The following is a 19,959-nucleotide window of genomic DNA, read 5'->3' as shown; positions in this document are numbered from 1 at the left end:
GAGCCCTTCGCCTTGGCCGTTTGGTAATAGTGATGGCTCGGGATATGGCCGACTTGTGAGTCGGATCGAGGAGGGGAATCGGCCCGTTTGACATGCGGCCGTGTTGCCGTTGTGCGCAGCCGTCTTCATGGGCGAGTGCCCTCGCTGGGGGCTTGCCGAAGTCCGAAGCTTTTCGATGACGCAGCGCAGGATGGCGTCAGGAGCGGGGATTGGATCAGGGGGCGGTCGGATCGGGGGGCGTGGTTCCGGGCGCAACTCTCGTCACCGCGCTATCGGTGCGATCCGAAAGGTAGCGACCTGGCGGCTTGCCCACCGCTTTGCGAAACATCGTCACGAAGCCACTGGCGTTTTCGTAGCCCAGTTCAAACGCCACCGTTTGCACGCTTTCACCCTTGTTCAGCCGTTGCAGCGCCAGGATCACGTGCAGTTGTCGACGCCAGCGCCCGAAGCTCATACCCGTTTCCTGCAGTAGCAAACGGCTCATGCTGCGCTCGCTCATACCAATGCGCGTCGCCCAGGCGGTCTTCGGCGTCTTATCAGCCGGCGTCGCCAGGATCATTTCCGCGAGGCGACGCAATCGTGGGTCGCGCGGCATGGGCAGGTGCAGGTCCTCCACCGGGGCCGCCACCAGCTCGTCGAGCAATACCGCCAGCAGCCGTTCCTCCCGTCCGCCTGGGGCATACAGCTCGGAAATGGCGGTTGCTCTGAGCAACAACTCGCGCAGCAGCGGCGATACCGAAATGGTGCAGCAGGTGGTCGGCAGACCCGGCGCGACGCCCTGCTCGACGAATAAGCAGCAGCACTCCAATACACCAGAACCCCAGGCTGAGTGGGGCAGGTCGCCGGGGATCCACAAGGCACACTGCGGCGGCACGATCCAGACGCCTCTTTCGATTTCGCAGTTGAGGATGCCGCGAACCGAATAGATCAATTGCGACTTGCGGTGCTGATGCGTGGCATTTTCCCAGTCCTTGGCAGCCAATGTGGCACTCAGAGCCACAATCGGCCGCGAGACGCTGTCGACGTCCATGGTGGAGGGCAGATCGGTAACGGCAATGCTCGACATGAGGTGTGGAGACCTGGATGAAAAGGAGGCCTTGGCCTAGCTGGAAAATATCACGAGCCACTAGTGTAATGACATCCGGCCATCCCTCCACATAGGAACATGGATCCTCCTGGCAGGGGATAGGTCGATTCTCTCCACGACCTGCATCCGTTTTCAAGATCCTGTGTCTAGACCTCCGCCAAGGTTTGGGGCAAAAACGCCCCCAATCGGCGATCCGCTGCGCATTCAGATCATTAACTTGTCACTTTCGGGCATTGAGCGTGACCGTGCGGCTGTTTACTGTCTGCGTCATGAACAGGGCTAACCTTAAAGGTCCTGATGAATTCGACGAGCGCCACAGAGTGCTCGCGTCCCGTGATGATGCTCGATGGAGTTTTTATGGCCGCCGCACACTACCCGCATTTGCTCGCTCCGCTGGACCTGGGCTTCACGACGCTGCGCAACCGCACGCTGATGGGTTCCATGCACACCGGTCTTGAAGAGAAGCCGGGTGGCTTCGAACGGATGGCGGCCTACTTTGCCGAGCGGGCGCGTGGCGGGGTCGGGCTGATGGTCACAGGCGGTATCGCCCCTAATGCCGAGGGCGGGGTGTATTCCGGCGCAGCCAAGCTGACCACGCCCGAAGAAGCCGATCACCATCGTATCGTCACCAAGGCGGTCCACGAGGCTGGCGGCAAGATCTGCATGCAGATTCTGCACGCGGGCCGTTATGCCTACAGTCCCAAGCAAGTTGCGCCCAGCGCGATTCAGGCGCCGATCAACCCGTTCAAGCCCAAGGAACTGGATGAGGAAGGCATCGAGAAGCAGATCCAGGATTTCGTCACCTGCGCAACCCTCGCCCAGACTGCCGGGTACGACGGCGTGGAAATCATGGGCTCGGAAGGCTATTTCATCAACCAGTTCCTGGTCGCCCACACCAACCACCGCACCGATCGTTGGGGCGGCAGTTACGAAAACCGCATGCGCCTTCCGGTGGAAATCGTCCGTCGGGTTCGAGAGGCTGTGGGGGTGAACTTCATCATCATCTATCGCCTGTCGATGCTGGACCTGATTGAAGGTGGCAGCACCTGGGAAGAAGTGGTGCAACTGGCCAAAGCCATCGAACAGGCCGGGGCGACCTTGATCAACACCGGCATTGGCTGGCACGAAGCGCGCATTCCGACCATCGCCACCAAGGTCCCGCGCGCGGCATTCGTCAAGGTCACCGCAAAAATGCGCGGGTCAGTGTCGATCCCGCTGATCACCACCAACCGGATCAATACACCGGAGGTCGCTGAGCAGGTACTGGCTGAAGGTGATGCCGACATGGTGTCCATGGCGCGTCCATTTCTCGCTGACGCCGATTTCGTGAACAAGGCGGCAGAAGGCCGAGGCGATGAAATCAACACCTGCATCGGTTGCAACCAGGCGTGCCTGGATCACACCTTCGGCGGCAAGCTCACCACCTGCCTGGTCAACCCGCGTGCGTGTCACGAAACCGAGCTCAATTACCTGCCGGTCAGGCAGATCAAGAAGATCGCGGTGATTGGCGCAGGCCCCGCCGGCCTTGCGGCGGCGACTGTCGCCGCCGAGCGCGGACATGACGTCACACTGTTCGATTCAGCCAGCGAGATTGGTGGTCAGTTCAACATCGCCAAGCGGATTCCGGGCAAGGAAGAGTTCTACGAAACCCTGCGGTATTTCGGTCGCAAGCTGCAGACCACCGGAGTCGATGTGCGCCTGAACACCCGTGTCGCGGTGGATGATCTGGTGGGCAAGGGGTACGACGAAGTCATTCTTGCCACCGGGATCGCCCCTCGCACGCCTGCGATTCCAGGTGTCGATAATGCCAAGGTGCTCAGCTATCTGGACGTGATCCTCGGGCGCAAGCCGGTGGGCAACTCGGTTGCGGTGATCGGGGCGGGCGGGATCGGGTTCGACGTCTCCGAGTTCCTGGTGCATCAGGGGGTTGCCACCAGTCTGGACCGCGACGCGTTCTGGGAAGAGTGGGGTATCGACGGCGCGTTGTCGGCCCGTGGGGGTGTCGCCGGGATCAAGGCGCATCCACACGCCCCTGCGCGGCAGGTGTTCCTGCTGCAGCGCAAGACCTCGAAGGTGGGCGATGGCCTGGGGAAAACCACTGGCTGGATTCACCGTACGGGGCTGAAGAACAAGCAGGTCCAGATGCTGAACAGCGTCGAGTACCTGAAGATCGACGATGCCGGTCTGCACATTCGCATCGGCGCGGAAGGCGAGGAGAGGTTGCTGCCGGTGGATAACGTGGTGATCTGCGCAGGCCAGGACCCGCTCCGTGAGCTGTACGATGGCTTGCAGGCCGCAGGTCAGAGCGTGCACCTGATCGGGGGGGCGGATGTCGCCGCTGAGCTCGATGCCAAGCGTGCAATCAACCAGGGCTCGCGACTGGCGGCGGAGCTATAAGGGACGATCCTGCGGGTATCGGCGGTCATGAGGTCAAGGCGGACCGGGCCCAGCGTGGCCCGGGCGTGGTGGTAAACTCCGCCCTCTTTGATGGATCAACGATCGCCATGCTCCCTCCCGCGCCATTGCACATCCTCGATCTCGACTGGCTGCGTGCCGCCCGCATCGAGGTCGCCATCCTGCGTCTGGACCTGATCGACCCGCTGATCAGCGGCAACAAGTGGTTCAAGCTGAAACATCATCTGACCGCCGCCAGGCAGGCCCGCGCTGAAGGCGTGATCAGTCTCGGTGGCGCGCATTCCAATCACCTTCATGCACTGGCCGCCGCGGGGAAGCGGTTTGGCTTTTCAACGGTCGGGCTGGTGCGCGGGCACCCGGTGGAAACGCCTACGGTGCTCGACGTGCAGCGGTTCGGCATGACGCTGCACTGGCTGGGCTATGCCGGGTATCGCGCTCGGCATGAAGCGGGTTTCTGGACGCCGTGGCGTGACCGTTATCCAAAGCTGCACCCGGTTCCTGAAGGCGGTGGCGGTATGGACGGCGCGTTGGGTTGCGCCGAGATCGTGAGTCAGGCGCGCAGCCAGCTTGGCGCTCTGGGCTGGCAGGATTACGACGGTTGGTGGCTGGCCTGCGGGACGGGAACCACACTGGCGGGCCTCGTGCTCGCAGAGTCGGCGGGACACCAGGTCTACGGCGCGATGGCGGTGCCTGAGGGGCATGGCGTGGCGCAGAACGTACAAGCCATTCTCGGCGGTTCTCACGATCAGCGTTACGAGTTGCTTGATGCCAGTCGAGGCGGCTTTGCCAAAGTCGATTCCGCGCTTATGACGTTCATGACGGAGTGTGAGCAGCAGGGTGGGATCCCGCTTGAACCGCTGTACACCGGCAAGGCGCTGTTGGCATTGCGGCAGGCGGTGGAGGCCGGGCGTTTCGCGTCAGGCACTCGGTTGGTCTTCGTACACACCGGCGGGCTTCAAGGAAAAACAACGTTCACCGTGGGGGCACGCTGATTCAATAAACGACCACACGCCGCCTGTGGAGCGAATGAATGCGCTCCCTCAGCGTACCGTCGCTCGGCGACAGAATGGCGGAAGATTTCCGCCGCTGCGCGCTGTCTGGCACGAATCCTGCGAAACAGACACCCCGACAGGTCGGTCCTGAGCATGTCGGCGACACTTCTGGAGCAAGATGGCTCAGGCGCTGTACCGATAATTGGATCTTTCCCACGTTTGCCGAGGTTTGCATGACCACTCCAGCCATTGAGCAGGTTGAACCTGCCACCTTGAGAAAAGTCATCGTTGCGGCCGGGATCGGCAATTTCGTCGAATGGTTCGACTTCGCCGTGTATGGATTTCTCGCGACCACGATCGCCCAGCAATTCTTCCCCAGTGGCGATGCCAGCGTGGCGTTGCTCAAGACCTTCGCAGTGTTCGCCGTAGCCTTCGCGTTCCGTCCGTTGGGCGGGCTGTTTTTTGGCATGCTCGGCGACAAGATCGGCCGCAAACGCACGCTGGCGTTCACCATTCTGTTGATGGCCGGGGCGACCACCATCATTGGACTGCTACCCACCTACGCCGCCATCGGTGTCACGGCACCGGTTTTGCTCACGATCATTCGCTGCGCGCAAGGGTTCTCGGCCGGCGGCGAATACGCCGGTGCCTGTGCCTACCTGATGGAGCATGCCCCTCGCGGGAAGCGTGCGTGGTACGGCAGTTTCGTGCCCGTTTCGACCTTTTCGGCGTTCGCTGCGGCGGCGATCTTTGCCTATGCGCTGGAAGCCTCGCTGTCTGCCGACGCCATGAGCAGTTGGGGCTGGCGCCTGCCATTCCTGGTCGCCGCGCCGCTGGGGCTGGTCGGCCTGTACCTGCGCTGGAAGCTGGACGAAACCCCTGCGTTCCAGGCGGTCACTGAAGAACACGCGGTCGCGCATTCCCCGCTCAAGGAAACCCTGCGCAATCACGGTGCGGCGATCTGTGCTCTGGGCGCGTTCATTTCGCTGACGGCGCTGTCGTTCTACATGTTCACCACCTACTTTGCGACCTACCTGCAAGTCGCGGGAGGTTTGAGCCGCGCGACCGCATTGCTGGTGTCATTGATTGCCTTGCTGTTCGCCGCAGCGATGTGTCCGGTGGCCGGGGCGTTTTCCGACAAGGTCGGGCGTCGGGCGACGGTGATTACCGCCTGCGTCCTGCTGGCGGTGATGGTGTATCCGTCGTTCCTGATGGCGAGTTCCGGATCGTTCACCGGCTCGATCGTCGGCGTGATGCTGTTGGCGACCGGCGCCGTACTGTGCAACGTGGTGACCGCTGCACTGCTGTCGGAAACCTTCCCGACACGCACCCGTTACACCGCGTCGGCCATCACCTACAACATGGCTTACACGATCTTTGGCGGTACCGCGCCGTTGATGGCGACCTGGCTGATCGGCCTGACCGGCAGCAACCTCTCGCCTGCGTTCTACCTGATCGTGATCGCGCTGTTGGGGCTGGTCGGCGGTCTGGCGTTGCCGGAAACGTCGAAGGTGTCGTTGCACGACGTGGATGGCAGCCTGGCCCGGCGTCCTGCGATGCAGCCCGTCGCCTAGGGCCTGGACCGTCCCTGTGGGAGTGAGCTTGCTCGCGAAGGGTGAGTATCAGGCGATGGAAAGGTGGCGGATGCGCTTGCCTCTTCGTGAGCAAACTCACTCCTGCAGAAGATGCTGATGAGGCGAGCCCGGCCACTCGCAACAAAACATGGCATCACTGCCCCAAAAAATGGCACATTGGCGGCCCCTTGTGCCGCCGACATCTTTTGAAATGATCTCGCGCGCGGTGCTCAATCGTTCGATGGATGAACCCGATGGCCGTCACCAGCCCCTCGACCGCGACCTCCGCGACCTCTCAATCCAGTCCGCTGGTCATGCGCATCATTGGTGCGGTGGCCTTGGCGCACCTGCTCAATGACCTGATCCAGTCGATCCTGCCCTCGATCTATCCCATGCTCAAAGCGTCATACGGCTTGAGTTTTACCCAGGTGGGCCTGATTACCCTGACGTTTCAGGTCACGGCCTCGTTGCTGCAGCCCTGGGTGGGCTATTACACCGACCGTCATCCGAATCCGCTGGTGCTGCCGGTAGGGTCGTTGTGCATTCTGGCGGGTGTTCTGATGCTCGCGACCGTGGGCAGTTTCCCGCTGATCCTGCTGGCGGCCGGTTTGATCGGTGTTGGCTCCTCGACCTTCCACCCCGAAGCGTCGCGCATCGCCCGACTGGCGTCCGGTGGTCGTTTTGGTCTGGCGCAATCCAGCTTCCAGGTCGGGGGTAACAGTGGCTCGGCCATCGGCCCGCTGCTGGCCGCCGCGATCATCATTCCGTTCGGGCAGGGGCATATCGCCTATTTCGGTCTGATCGCGCTGTTCTCGGTGGGGCTGCTTTACGCTATCAGCCGCTGGTACAAAAAACACCTTGCGCTCTTCAAGCTGAAGGCCGGCCAAGCGGCGACACACGGGTTGTCCAGGGGCCGAGTGACCGGCGCTCTGGTGGTGTTGGCGCTGCTGGTGTTCTCCAAGTATTTCTACATGGCCAGCTTCACCAGCTACTTCACCTTCTTCCTGATCGACAAATTTCAGCTGACCGTGGCCAGTTCGCAATTGCACCTGTTCATGTTCCTGGCGGCGGTGGCGGCGGGGACGTTTTTCGGCGGCCCGATCGGCGACAAGATCGGACGCAAGGCAGTGATCTGGTTCTCCATTCTCGGCGTCGCCCCGTTCACCATCGCGCTGCCGTACGCCGACCTGTTCTGGACCAGCGTGCTGAGTGTGATCATCGGCTTCATCCTCGCGTCGGCGTTCTCGGCCATCGTGGTCTACGCGCAGGAACTGGTTCCGGGCAACGTCGGCATGATCGCCGGGATCTTTTTCGGACTGATGTTCGGCTTCGGTGGCATTGGTGCGGCATTATTAGGCCACCTCGCGGATCTTCACGGCATTGTCTATGTCTACACCCTCTGCTCATTCCTGCCGTTGCTTGGCATCCTCGCCATCCTGCTTCCGAGAACCCGACGTTAAATGCTCATCGCCGCGCTGATATTTCTGGTTACCATCACCTTAGTCATCTGGCAGCCGAAAGGTCTGGGGGTCGGCTGGAGTGCCACGTTCGGTGCCGTGCTGGCGCTACTCTTTGGCGTGGTCCATCTGACGGACATCCCGCAGGTCTGGCACATCATCTGGAACGCCACGGGCACGTTCATTGCGCTGATCATCATCAGTCTGCTGCTCGATGAGGCCGGATTCTTCAACTGGGCGGCATTGCACGTTGCGCGTTGGGGGAATGGCAAGGGCCGCAGGCTGTTTGCGTTCATCGTGCTGCTGGGGGCTCTGGTGTCCGCCTTGTTTGCCAACGACGGAGCGGCGTTGATCCTCACGCCGATCGTCATGTCGATGCTGCTGGCGCTGCGCTTCTCACCGGCGACCACGCTGGCGTTCGTCATGGCCGCCGGTTTCATTGCCGACACCGCAAGCCTGCCGCTGGTGGTCTCCAATCTGGTGAACATCGTTTCCGCCGACTACTTCGGCATTGGCTTCAATCGCTACGCCTCGGTGATGGTGCCGGTGAACCTGGTCAGCGTCGCCGCGACGCTGGCGGTGCTGATGCTGTTCTTCCGTCGCGACATTCCCGAGACATTCGACGCTTCGCAACTGGCCGAGCCCGCGTCCGCCATTCATGATCGCGCGACGTTTCTGGCGGGTTGGTGGGTGCTGGTGATCTTGCTGGTGGGCTGTTTTGCGCTGGAGCCGCTGGGGATTCCCATCAGCGCGATCTCGGCGGTGTGTGCGGCGATCCTGCTGGGCATCGCCGCCAAGGGACACAGGATTTCGACCCGCAAGGTGATGAAAGACGCGCCGTGGCAGATCGTGATCTTTTCGCTGGGCATGTACCTGGTGGTCTATGGATTGCGCAACGAAGGCCTGACCACTTACCTGGCGGGCTGGCTCGACCGTTTTGCCGAGCACGGCCTGTGGGGCGCGGCGATGGGCACGGGCGTGCTGACGGCGTTGTTGTCTTCGGTGATGAACAACCTGCCGACCGTGCTGATCGGCCTGCTGTCGATCGACGCCAGTCAGGCCCATGGTCCGCTGCAAGAAGCGATGATCTACGCCAACGTCATCGGCAGCGATCTGGGTCCGAAGATTACGCCGATTGGCAGTCTCGCGACATTGCTGTGGTTGCACGTGCTGGCGCGCAAGGGTGTGAGCATCGGCTGGGGGTATTACTTCCGGGTCGGCATCGTGCTGACATTGCCAGTGTTGTTGATCACGCTGGCGGCGCTGGTGCTGAGATTGAGTCTGTAGCCCCGTTCATTTCAGTGACGTCCGGCCACAGGTCGGACACCAGAAACAGCCGCTCGGCTTCTTCCCAATGCCCCTTGGGCGTTTCCACCAGGCGAACAAGTAACTGCGCGGGCGCCATGGGCGTGAGTTGTTCGAGCCAGGCCTGAAGCTCCTCTGCGTTCCAAGCCTCGTCATAACGCGCCGGCCCCAGCCAGGCGTGACGGGGTAGCAGTTGCCAGCGCCCGTCAGGATGTCGAGCGGCAAAGGCCAGCCAGTCCTTCTGGTGCAACCATAGACCGCGCAGATGATTCGGGTTCACACCGACGGGGGAGGCGGCACTGTGGGGCCATGGGTAGAGCAGGTATCCGCCGAGCCACAGCTCCGCCTTCAGCGCAGGGTTTTCCAGCGACTCAATGCCGAGTGCCGCGAGCGCCCGACGACTTTCGTCTCGCGTGGAAATCGGCAATTGGTGCTGGTTAAGGTGCGCCAGCTTCAGGTCGAGCCGGTCATGCGCGCCCGGTCCCAGCCAGCTCGCGGGATCCTCGCCGTTTCCGTCTTGAGGCCCGAGGTAAAACTTGACTGCCAGTTCGACGTGGTGAACGCCATCCCGGTCCCGCAGCAGCATGTCCAGTTCGCCCAGCGTGCGGCCTTCAACACGGATCGGCAGGTTGGCGGCGATCATCTCCACGCCCGGCGCGTGCCGGATTGCGAAATGCCACAGGCGTTCGTAGTACAGGCCCAGACGGCGTATCGAGCTTTTGGATAACCAGTCGAGCAATGCGCTGCTGTCCTGATCCAGCGCGCGCAGGAAGTCCGCCAGCGCGTCGGGATGCTGCACCCAGTCGCTCCCGCTCAAGGGATGACGCTGCGGCCAATCGGTCACCGCGAGCATCGGCGGCGAAACAATCGCCCACGCGAGGTCACGCACCTGAGGCGTGCGCAGTTGACGGGGCAGGGCGGCGAGGGTGGGGAATGGGGTCATGGGGGGAGAATAGCGGGTGTTGTGGGTCGTGGCACGGTGCAGGTCGGGATTGGCTCGTATCGTGATTTGTTTCGTGATTTGTGGCTCTGATCGTTCCCACGCTCCGCGTGGTGATGCATCGATTGACGCTTCGCGTCGACTTGGACGCAGAGCGTCATGCAAAGCATTCCCACGCGGAGCGCGGGAACGATCGCTGTCTGCGGCGCTTTTGATCCTCCCCGAAGAGTAAGACGACGAAGAAGTCGCCAAACCGCCGGGCAGGTCACGAAGTTGAAACGCTTCTGCCGTTAGGCAGAACCAGCTTTCAGCGCCATGTAATCGCGGCGATTACGCTTGCCGGTTTGCCGCCCCCGACCCCTTCCCCCATAATCGCCTTCTTTGTATGCATCGACCCTGCGGGAGCCCCATGGAGCAATTTCGTAATATCGGCATCATTGGTCGCCTGGGCAGTTCCCAGGTGCTCGAGACCGTTCGCCGACTCAAGAAATTTCTGATGTCGCGGCACCTGCACGTCATCCTCGAAGACGCCATCGCCGAAGTGCTGCCGGGGCACGGCATGCAGACCTCTTCGCGCAAGATGCTGGGGGAGGTCTGTGACATGGTCATCGTCGTCGGTGGCGATGGCAGCCTGCTCGGCGCCGCCCGTGCGCTGGCCAAGCACAATGTGCCGGTGCTCGGCATCAACCGTGGCAGCCTGGGGTTTCTCACCGACATCCGCCCTGACGAGCTGGAAGTGAAGGTCGCCGAGGTGCTGGACGGCCATTATCTGGTCGAGAACCGCTTCCTGCTGCAGGCTGAAGTCCGCCGTCACGGCGAAGCCATCGGCCAGGGCGACGCGCTCAACGATGTGGTCCTGCACCCTGGCAAGTCCACGCGCATGATCGAATTCGAGATCTACATCGACGGCCAGTTCGTCTGCAGCCAGAAGGCCGATGGTTTGATTGTCGCCACGCCGACCGGCTCCACCGCCTATGCGCTGTCGGCGGGCGGGCCGATCATGCACCCGAAACTGGACGCCATTGTCATCGTGCCGATGTACCCGCATACGCTTTCGGGGCGGCCAATTGTCGTCGACGGCAACAGTGAGCTGAAAATCGTTGTCTCAAAGGACATGACGATTTATCCACAGGTCTCTTGCGATGGACAAAACCACTTCACCTGCGCGCCGGGTGACACCGTGACCGTGAAAAAGAAACCCCAGAAGCTGCGACTCATTCACCCGCTCGATCACAATTACTACGAAGTCTGCCGGACCAAACTCGGTTGGGGCAGTCGGCTTGGCGGCGGGGGCGACTGATGCTCGATCCCGCGCGTAGCTACGATCTGATCGGTGACGTGCATGGATGTGCCCAGACCCTTGAGCACTTGCTCGACACCCTCGGTTACCGCTTTCAGGCTGGCGTCTGGCGTCACCCTGAACGCATCGCCCTGTTCCTCGGCGATATCATTGATCGCGGCCCGCGCATTCGCGAGGCGCTGCACATTGTGCATGACATGGTCGTGGCCGGTCAGGCGTTCTGCATCATGGGCAACCATGAGTTCAACGCGCTGGGCTGGAGCACGCCGGCGCCGCCGGAAAGTGGCAAGCAGTTCGTGCGCGAACACACCCCGCGTCACGCCCGTTTGCTCGGTGAAACGCTGGCGCAGTTCGAGCAGCATCCCGGCGACTGGAAAGACTTCCTCGGTTGGTTCTACGAGCTGCCGTTGTTCATCGACGCCGAGCGGTTTCGGCTGGTGCATGCCTGCTGGGACGCGAGCCTGATCGAACCGTTGCGCAGCGCCCATGGCGATGGCCGTATCGATCAGCATTTCGTTCAGGCGTCAGCGGTGCCGGGCAGTTTTGCCAGCGCCGTGTTCGACCGGCTGTTGCGCGGCACCGACATGCGCCTGCCGCACGGCATGACGCTGACCGGTGGCGACGGCCTGACGCGGGCCTCGTTTCGCACCAAGTTCTGGGAGGACGACCCGCAGACCTACGGCGATGTGGTGTTCCAGCCCGATGCCTTGCCGGAACCCGTGGCCAAGCGACCATTGTCCGAGAGCGAGAAAAACGCCTTGCTACGTTATGGCGCCGATGAGCCGCTGCTGTTTGTCGGCCACTACTGGCGCAGCGGTATCCCTGCGCCGATCCGCCCGAACCTGGCGTGCCTCGATTACAGCGCCGTGCTGTATGGCAAACTCGTGGCTTACAGGCTCGATCAGGAAACCCGGATCGACCCCGGCAAATTCGTCTGGGTTGACGTCACTCGACCGGAGAACACCGTATGAATCCGGTTGCGGTATTACGCTTGCCGTTGAACACAGACCTCAGTGGTTTCGTCGAGTTATTGCGACGCCTCAACGTCCCTCATCGCGTCAGCGAAGAGGCCGGTGAGCAAGTGCTGTGGGTGCCCGACGCGCCGCAATTGGCCGATGACATTCGTCAGTTGTACGCGCAGTACCCACAAGGTGATCCCACCGCGCAGCTGCCGCCCGGTCGCGAAGTGGTGGCCGTGACCCGGCCGGGCCCGATGGTGCAGGTGCGCAGCAGTCCCGTGACCAGCATCGTGTTGCTGGTGTGCCTGATCGTCGCGGGCGTGACGTTGCTCGGCGACAACTACGAAGCGCTGAGTTGGCTGACCTTCAATGATTTCCGCGTCAGCGGTGATTACGTGACGTTCACGCCGGTCGAGGTGTCGCTGGCGGCAGGGCAGTGGTGGCGTGTCGTGTCGCCGATGCTGATTCACTTCGGTGTGTTGCACCTGGTCATGAACGCCCTCTGGTTCTGGGAGTTGGGGCGACGTATCGAACTGCGTCAAGGAAGCTGGCAACTGCTGGGCCTGACCCTCGCCTTCAGCGCGTTTTCCAACTACGGGCAGTATTTCTGGAGCGGCCCCAGCCTGTTTGGCGGCCTGTCTGGCGTACTGTATGGCCTGCTCGGCCACTGCTGGATCTTTCAATTACTGGCGCCCAACCCCATCTATCGTCTGCCGCGTGGCGTGCTGGCCATGATGCTGATCTGGCTGGTGCTGTGCATGTCCGGGCTGATCAGCCTGCTCGGCTTTGGCGAGATCGCCAACGGGGCGCATGTCGGCGGACTGATCATCGGTTGTGCAACAGGTCTTGTGGGCGGTGCATTAGCTCGCCGTAAACATTAAAATTGCCCGCCTCACTCTGGGAGAGCCCCATGTCCTCATTCGTTGAAATGATCGAAAACATCACCCCGGACATCTACGAGAGCCTGAAACTGGCCGTTGAAATCGGCAAATGGTCCGATGGCCGCAAGCTGACCCAGGAACAACGTGAACTGTCCCTGCAGGCCCTGATCGCCTGGGAAGTGCGCAATGTGCCCGAAGAGCAGCGTATCGGTTATATGGGCCCGCAAGAGTGTGCCTCCAAGTCGGCGCCCGTGCCGAACATCCTGTTCAAGTCGGATGCCATCCATTGATCGAACTAGGTCGAGGCTCCGTCAACAAGATGGCCGCGCGGCTGGATGTCACGCGGGTTGAATACGCATTTCGTCTCGGTGATTCGGAAATCCCGGTCAACCCGCTGATCGGCAAGACCGTGCGCTTGGAGTATCTGGGCGCGATCCATTGCAGCCACTGTGGCCGTCGCACCAAGACCAGCTTCAGCCAGGGCTACTGCTACCCGTGCATGCAGAAGCTGGCGCAATGCGACCTGTGCATCATGAGCCCGGAAAAGTGCCACCACGAGCACGGCACCTGCCGGGATCCGTCGTGGGGCGAGCAGTTCTGCATGACCGATCACGTGGTATATCTGGCCAACTCGTCGGGCATCAAGGTCGGTATTACCCGCGCCACGCAATTGCCGACGCGCTGGCTGGATCAAGGCGCCAGTCAGGCGCTGCCGATCGTGCGCGTGGCGACCCGCCAGCAGTCGGGCTTCGTCGAAGACCTGTTCCGCAGTCAGGTGGCCGACCGCACCAACTGGCGCGCGTTGCTTAAAGGCGACGCGCCCTCGGTGGACCTGACGGCCATCCGTCAGCAATTGTTCGAGTCCTGCGCTGAAGGATTGACCGCATTGCAAGCGCGGTTCGGCCTGCAAGCCATCCAGTTGCTGAACGATGTCGCGCCGATCGAGATTCAATACCCGGTCCAGGCGTACCCGACCAAGATCGTGAGTTTCAATCTGGACAAGGACCCGATCGCCGAGGGCACGTTGCTGGGCATCAAGGGTCAATACCTGATCTTCGACACCGGCGTGATCAATATCCGCAAATACACGGCGTATCAGCTCGCCGTGCACCAGTAGCCGTTCATTGGCAGCTATGTATTCAGCCTACGAATCAAGGACAGCATCATGCGCACCGAACAGCCGAAAATGATTTACCTGAAGGATTATCAGGCGCCTGAGTACCTCATCGACGAGACGCACCTGACCTTCGAATTGTTCGACGATCACTCGCTGGTCCATGCCCAACTGGTGATGCGTCGCAACCCTGAGCGAGGCGCCGGTTTGCCGCCGTTGGTTCTCGATGGTCAATTGCTGGAGTTGCTGTCGGTGAAACTGGCCGATGTCGATCTGGCACCGGGCGACTATGAACTGACCCCGGACAGCCTGACCGTCCAGCCCAAATCCGAAACCTTCACCCTGGACACCAGCGTGAAGATCCACCCGGAAACCAACACCGCACTGGAAGGCCTGTACAAATCCGGCGGCATGTTCTGCACCCAGTGCGAGGCCGAGGGCTTTCGCAAGATCACCTATTACCTGGACCGCCCGGACGTGATGAGCAGCTTCACCACGACGGTCATTGCCAACCAGCAGGATTTCCCGATCCTGCTGTCCAACGGAAACCCGATTGAGGCGGGTCCTTCTGAAAACGGACGCCACTGGATCACGTGGGAAGACCCGTTCAAAAAACCGGCCTATCTGTTTGCGCTGGTGGCCGGTGATTTGTGGTGCATTGAAGACACCTTTACCACGATGACGAACCGCAAGGTCACGCTACGTATTTATGTCGAGCAGGAAAACATCGACAAGTGCCAGCACGCCATGGACAGCCTGAAGAAGTCCATGCGCTGGGACGAAGAAGTCTACGGTCGCGAATACGACCTGGACATTTTCATGATCGTTGCCGTCAACGACTTCAACATGGGCGCGATGGAGAACAAGGGCCTCAACATCTTCAACTCCAGCGCCGTGCTGGCCCGCGCGGAAACCGCGACCGACGCCGCGCACCAGCGCGTTGAAGCCATCGTCGCCCACGAATACTTCCACAACTGGTCCGGCAACCGCGTCACCTGCCGCGACTGGTTCCAGCTGTCGCTCAAGGAAGGCTTCACGGTGTTCCGCGACGCCGGCTTCTCTTCGGACATGAACTCGGCCACGGTCAAGCGCATTCAGGATGTGGCCTACCTGCGCACCCACCAGTTCGCCGAAGACGCAGGTCCCATGGCCCACGCCGTGCGTCCGGACAGCTTCATCGAAATTTCCAACTTCTACACCCTGACCGTGTACGAAAAGGGTTCGGAAGTGGTCGGCATGATCCACACCTTGCTGGGCGCCGACGGTTTCCGCAAAGGCAGCGACCTGTATTTCGAACGCCATGACGGCCAGGCCGTGACCTGCGACGACTTCGTCAAAGCCATGGAAGACGCTAACGGTGTCGACCTGACCCAGTTCAAGCGCTGGTACTCGCAGGCCGGTACGCCACGTCTGGCGGTCACCGAGTCCTATGACCCATCGGCCAGGACCTACAGCCTGACCTTCCGCCAGAGCACGCCGACGACGCCAGGCCAGCCAGGCGAAGAGAAAAAGCCATTCGTGATTCCTGTGTCGCTGGGCCTGCTCGACAAGGCAGGCAAGGAGATGCCGCTACGTCTGCAGGGCGAGCCGTCGGCATCGGGGACTTCCCGGGTGATCTCGGTCACCGAAGCCGAACAGACCTTCACATTCGTGGACATGGCCGAACAGCCATTGCCGTCGCTGCTGCGCGGGTTCTCGGCACCGGTCAAACTGAGCTTCCCGTACAACCGCGATCAACTGATGTTCCTGATGCAGCATGACACCGACGGCTTCAACCGTTGGGATGCCGGCCAGCAGTTGTCGGTTCAGGTCCTTCAGGAACTCATCGCCCAGCATCAGAAAGGCGAGAACCTGATCATGGATCAGCGTCTGGTCACCGCACTCGGGACGGTGCTGGCGGACGACAGTCTGGACCAGGCGATGGTCGCGGAAATGCTGTCCCTGCCGGGCGAAGCCTATCTGACGGAAATCAGCGAAGTGGCCGACGTCGATGCGATTCACGCGGCCCGTGAATTCGCACGCCGGCAACTGGCGAACAGTCTGAGCGATGCACTCTGGAAGCGTTACCAGACCAACCGTGAACTGTCGAAGAAGACTCCGTACGTGGCTGCGTCCGAGCACTTCGCTCGCCGCGCGCTGCAGAACATTGCGCTGTCTTACCTGATGCTGACCGGCAAGCCTGACGTGCTGGCGGCAGCGATTGAGCAGTTCGACAACGCCGACAACATGACCGAGCGCCTGACCGCGCTGGCCGTGCTGGTCAACTCGCCGTTCGAAGACGAGAAGGCCAAGGCGCTGGCGGTGTTCGCCGAAAACTTCAAGGACAACGCGCTGGTCATGGATCAGTGGTTCAGCGTGCAGGCCGGCAGCACCTTGCCGGGTGGCCTGGCCCGTGTGAAGGCGCTGATGCAACACCCGGCGTTCACGATGAAGAACCCGAACAAGGTGCGTGCCCTGATCGGCGCCTTTGCCGGGCAAAACCTGATCAACTTCCACGCGGCGGACGGTTCGGGGTATCGCTTCCTGGCCGATCTGGTCATCGAGCTGAACGGCTTCAACCCGCAAATCGCCTCGCGCCAACTGGCGCCCCTGACCCGCTGGCGCAAATACGACAGCGCCCGTCAGGCCTTGATGAAAGGCGAGCTGGAGCGCATCCGTGCTTCCGGCCAGCTGTCGCCGGACGTCTACGAGGTGGTGAGCAAAAGCCTGGCGTAATTCGCGTCGGTCGTTGCTGCTGATAGTTGCTGTTGATGGAAGGGCTGCCCGTGCGAACGGGCGGCCTTTTTTTTGTGTGTTGCACACCGCGCCCGGTAGCGCTTGGATCGCAGCCCGACCCCGTGACTTCTTGTAGGAAACATCCCGTTCAAAACGTTTAGCTTTCACACGCCGACTTGGGATCGGGCTGGCAGAAATTTCCTTCTTGAGTGTTCATCCTTTCGCCGCTTGCCGTGGCAGCACGTTGCCGCCCGGTACACCCTCGAAACGAAAGGAACGGATGGTCGATGAAGGTACGTAAAACGCTGGCGCTGCTGGGCCTCGTGACGGTTGGGCAACACGCGGTTGCGCATGCACACACCCTGGATGAACAGCGATTTCAGCTGGGCGGTGTGGACGTCAGTCTGGGTCTGGGCCTGTTGAACGGACAGGCGCAGGAGAAGGTGTATGACGCTTACGATGGCCAGAAAATCAGTCAGTTGAACTGGGACCTCAAGCAGGTGCCCACCTTGCATCTGGGCCTGATCTACCACCCGCTGGACTGGCTTTCCCTTGAAGCGAAAGGCTGGACCAAAGTGGCCAAGGGCGATGGTCACTTGCAGGATTATGACTGGATGGACGATGGGGGCGAGGGCTGGACGGACTTTTCCGATCACCCTGACACCCGCGTGCAGAAGGCCTGGCAGGCGGAGGTCGCGGCGACCGCGTGGGCGCTGAAACGTGGCGGTCTGGCCCTTGGCGCCATGCTGGGCTATCAGCGCAATGAATTGGGCTGGCAAGCCCGTGGCGGTCGCTATGTCTATTCGTCGGACGAGAGATTCCGTGATAACGCAGGGGAGTTTCCGGCCGGCGAGAAGGGCATCACCTACCGGCAATCTTACGCGACGCCCTATGTGGGTCTGGTCGGTGTCTACCACTACCGGGACTGGACGGTTGAAAGCCGCTTCAAATACAGCCAGTGGGTGAAGGCGCGGGACTACGATCAGCATCACATGCGTGACCTGACATTTGCCGGCAACCAGGGCAATAGCGGTCGGATGCAAAGCCTGGCGTTGGCGGTGTCCTATGACGTCAACCCGAAACTGTCGGTGAAGGCCGGCATTGATTACCAGGTTTACGCGGAAGCGAAGGGCAGTGTTGTCGCCAAGGATCTACAGAGCGGTGAGCGTGACTACTATGGCGGCGATTCCGGCTCTCAATCCAGCAGAACGGTGGTGTCTAACCTGGCCGTGGCTTATCGGTTCTGACGGTTGCGTCCGGTAGATGCTTGATGATCGATCGTTCACGGCATGATCGGTAACCGGCCTGTGTGGTTATGGCCTGACCATCTTGAGCGGTCGGTCTGAACGAACGCCGCTCTCCTGTGGGAGTCAGCAAGCTGACTCCCACAGGTTTTGTGTAAGACCAGTGACACGTGTCCTGGACTCAAAGAGCGCAAAGCGCGACTCGCGCTTGATCTTCATACCGCAGCAGGCGAATACCTCACCGCTATTAACGCCAACACCGCCCACAAAAAAACCACCGCAGAGGTGGCTTTTTGTAGATATCACTGACCCATCAGTCACCGCGATAAACACAACCGCTGGTGCATGTTTCATGAATCCGGATTGCCGACAACTCAGGCAACAACGGTTTCAACTCATTCCAGATCCACTTGGCCAGCACTTCACTGGTCGGGTTTTCCAGGCCGGGAATATCGTTCAGGTAGTTATGGTCCAGACGCTCATACAGCGGTTTGAAAATCGTCTTGATCTCGGAGAAGTCACGAATCCAGCCCGTATGCGGATCAGGTTCGCCCTGCAGATAAATGGCGACACGGAAGGAGTGACCGTGCAGACGGCCGCATTTATGGCCTTCCGGGACGTGAGGAAGACGGTGAGCCGATTCGAACGTAAATTCCTTGAAGATTTCCACGGTATAGAGAGCCTTGAAAGGTGGCGATCGCCTGAGCGAAAAAATGCAGGTGGCGAGTTTACCAGCAATGCTTTAGCCAGGAACAGGCAGAACCTGACCGCTCGGTTAACGCCGCTCCGTTAAACCTGGTATCAAACCAGCGCTTGCAGCCGCTCCGCCAGCCGGCCAGTGTCCACGAGCTCAATGAACTCATCGCCCAGGCGTCGACTGTTTTCCATTGCCGTACGCCAATAGGCCTGACGTTCCTTGTCCTTGCCGACGAAGCGCTTGAAATCGCTGCGGTCCGGCAGTTTGCCCAGCGGCAGGCTCGAGAGGTATTCACGAGACGGCGCCAGCAGCACGACATCCTGCAGCCGGCCCAGGTCCCCTCGACGCCAGGGCAGGGTCTTGTCGAACCAGCCCGGAATGATTTTGTCGGTGAAGTGCGGGTACAGCACGATATCGCTGCCGCTGTAGGGCAGGTCCAGATGGTAATCCAGCAATCCACCATCGCGGAACGTGCCGGGGCCGACCCCCGGGATGTCCGTCACCCCTTGCATGACCATGGGAATAGAGCCTGAAGCCAGCAATGCCTGACGCAAGTTGAATTCATCAAGGTGCAGGTTTCGGGAGGGGAAATCCGTCAGCCCGGAAAGAGGCGGAGGCAGGCGCGCGTCATGCATGATCAGGCGTTCGAAATGCCGTGACAGCCGTGCCCGCCCGATCAGGTTGTTGGCGATCACCGAGCCGAGCCCAAGCCCGAGGCGACCGCGATGGTCCATCGCCAGCAGGCCGTGGCTTTTGACGATCATGATGTTCAGGCGGTAGTGCGGATTGCTCAGTACGCTGGCATCGCGCCCCTGCAACAGGTCGTCGAGCATCTTCACGCAACTCTGTGTGACCTCGGCCATGGTCACGCCCTTGGCGAAGCGCTGCTCGTTGTACAACCGTCCAAGCCGTTCCAGGCCTTCCACCGGGTCGGGCAGGCACGCACTCGCAAACCGCCAGGCGCCAATCGAGGCGCCGATCAGCGAGCGTTCACGCTCAAAACGCGGCAGCCATTCGCCAAACAGCGCCAGATCCAGCCCTTGAATGCCCAGCGCCTTCGGGCCGCCAGCCGCGCCGGGAAGGATCCCGACGTCCGCAGGCTTCAGGCCCTGCTCGCGAATGCGCGTCATGGCGCGTCGACCGGCCTTGATCGTCAGCGCGGGGGATGTGATGTGAATGGCGCTCATGAGCACTCCAGGGGCAGTCAGGCGCGGATTATATCCGCTGTCAGGCGATCGGGGAGTCTGAGCAGGGTGATGGCATGTAGCCAGAACATTAA

16 protein-coding genes are annotated in these 19,959 nt (G+C 61.2%); 12 read left to right on the top strand and 4 right to left on the bottom strand.

Translation table 11 applies throughout. The features are described 5' to 3' along the window. Nucleotides 1-214: 214 nt before the first annotated feature. Nucleotides 215-1,066, bottom strand: coding sequence for an AraC family transcriptional regulator (locus BMY73_RS03695; RefSeq protein WP_092405105.1), 852 nt, complete (start codon nt 1,064-1,066; stop codon nt 215-217). Between the two features lie 378 nt (nt 1,067-1,444). Between BMY73_RS03695 and BMY73_RS03690 the strand changes: the two genes are divergently transcribed. The 5 genes from BMY73_RS03690 (at nt 1,445) to BMY73_RS03670 (ending at nt 8,812) form a co-directional block, all read left to right on the top strand. Continuing rightward, entirely contained in the window at nt 1,445-3,484 is a 2,040-nt protein-coding gene (locus tag BMY73_RS03690) for an NADPH-dependent 2,4-dienoyl-CoA reductase (RefSeq protein ID WP_092405103.1), read from the top strand. Between the two features lie 107 nt (nt 3,485-3,591). Further along, nucleotides 3,592-4,494: a 1-aminocyclopropane-1-carboxylate deaminase/D-cysteine desulfhydrase gene (locus BMY73_RS03685; protein WP_092405101.1), complete on the top strand. Its 903-nt coding sequence runs from the start codon at nt 3,592-3,594 to the stop codon at nt 4,492-4,494. Between the two features lie 233 nt (nt 4,495-4,727). Further along, complete coding sequence (locus tag BMY73_RS03680; RefSeq protein WP_092405099.1) at nt 4,728-6,068, top strand: MFS transporter; 1,341 nt, start codon at nt 4,728-4,730, stop codon at nt 6,066-6,068. A 254-nt stretch (nt 6,069-6,322) separates the two neighbouring features. Next, nucleotides 6,323-7,528 carry an MFS transporter gene (locus tag BMY73_RS03675; RefSeq protein ID WP_092405097.1) on the top strand — a complete coding sequence of 402 codons (1,206 nt, stop codon included), beginning with the start codon at nt 6,323-6,325 and terminating at the stop codon, nt 7,526-7,528. Next, the gene (locus BMY73_RS03670; protein ID WP_092405095.1) at nt 7,529-8,812 is read left to right on the top strand and encodes an arsenic transporter; all 1,284 of its coding nucleotides are present in this window, start codon (nt 7,529-7,531) and stop codon (nt 8,810-8,812) included. Here BMY73_RS03670 and BMY73_RS03665 read toward each other — a convergent pair. Beyond that, nucleotides 8,775-9,773, bottom strand: coding sequence for a DUF1853 family protein (locus tag BMY73_RS03665; protein WP_092405093.1), 999 nt, complete (start codon nt 9,771-9,773; stop codon nt 8,775-8,777). The genes BMY73_RS03670 and BMY73_RS03665 overlap by 38 nt on opposite strands. Before the next feature lie 406 nt (nt 9,774-10,179). On the opposite strand from BMY73_RS03665, the gene BMY73_RS03655 reads away from it, so the two are divergent. From BMY73_RS03655 to BMY73_RS03625, 7 genes are all read left to right on the top strand, one after another. Further along, nucleotides 10,180-11,070, top strand: a complete 891-nt coding sequence (locus BMY73_RS03655; RefSeq protein WP_062380689.1) for an NAD(+) kinase — start codon at nt 10,180-10,182, stop codon at nt 11,068-11,070. Continuing rightward, nucleotides 11,067-12,041: a metallophosphoesterase gene (locus tag BMY73_RS03650; RefSeq protein WP_371914947.1), complete on the top strand. Its 975-nt coding sequence runs from the start codon at nt 11,067-11,069 to the stop codon at nt 12,039-12,041. The genes BMY73_RS03655 and BMY73_RS03650 overlap by 4 nt, the downstream gene beginning before the upstream one ends. Beyond that, nucleotides 12,038-12,910, top strand: coding sequence for a rhomboid family intramembrane serine protease (locus BMY73_RS03645; protein WP_062380691.1), 873 nt, complete (start codon nt 12,038-12,040; stop codon nt 12,908-12,910). The genes BMY73_RS03650 and BMY73_RS03645 overlap by 4 nt, the downstream gene beginning before the upstream one ends. Before the next feature lie 29 nt (nt 12,911-12,939). After that, nucleotides 12,940-13,200, top strand: a complete 261-nt coding sequence (locus BMY73_RS03640) for a YeaC family protein (protein ID WP_062380693.1) — start codon at nt 12,940-12,942, stop codon at nt 13,198-13,200. After that, nucleotides 13,197-14,027, top strand: coding sequence for a DUF2797 domain-containing protein (locus BMY73_RS03635; protein WP_175500120.1), 831 nt, complete (start codon nt 13,197-13,199; stop codon nt 14,025-14,027). The genes BMY73_RS03640 and BMY73_RS03635 overlap by 4 nt, the downstream gene beginning before the upstream one ends. A 48-nt stretch (nt 14,028-14,075) precedes the next feature. After that, complete coding sequence (gene pepN / locus BMY73_RS03630; protein ID WP_092405087.1) at nt 14,076-16,739, top strand: aminopeptidase N; 2,664 nt, start codon at nt 14,076-14,078, stop codon at nt 16,737-16,739. Between the two features lie 287 nt (nt 16,740-17,026). Then, the gene (locus BMY73_RS03625; protein ID WP_092405085.1) at nt 17,027-17,986 is read left to right on the top strand and encodes an omptin family outer membrane protease; all 960 of its coding nucleotides are present in this window, start codon (nt 17,027-17,029) and stop codon (nt 17,984-17,986) included. 310 nt (nt 17,987-18,296) lie between these two features. Here the strand turns inward: BMY73_RS03625 and queD are convergent, their stop codons facing one another. Together queD and BMY73_RS03615 are read right to left on the bottom strand one after the other, a co-directional pair. Then, a complete protein-coding gene (queD, locus tag BMY73_RS03620; protein WP_062380703.1) occupies nt 18,297-18,653 on the bottom strand; it encodes a 6-carboxytetrahydropterin synthase QueD in 357 nt (118 codons plus the stop codon). 131 nt (nt 18,654-18,784) lie between these two features. Then, nucleotides 18,785-19,867, bottom strand: a complete 1,083-nt coding sequence (locus BMY73_RS03615) for a patatin-like phospholipase domain-containing protein (RefSeq protein ID WP_092405083.1) — start codon at nt 19,865-19,867, stop codon at nt 18,785-18,787. Nucleotides 19,868-19,959 lie beyond the last annotated feature (92 nt).

Source organism: Pseudomonas sp. NFACC02, assembly GCF_900110765.1.
Taxonomy (GTDB): domain Bacteria; phylum Pseudomonadota; class Gammaproteobacteria; order Pseudomonadales; family Pseudomonadaceae; genus Aquipseudomonas.
This window is presented reverse-complemented; position numbering and strand designations above follow the sequence as displayed.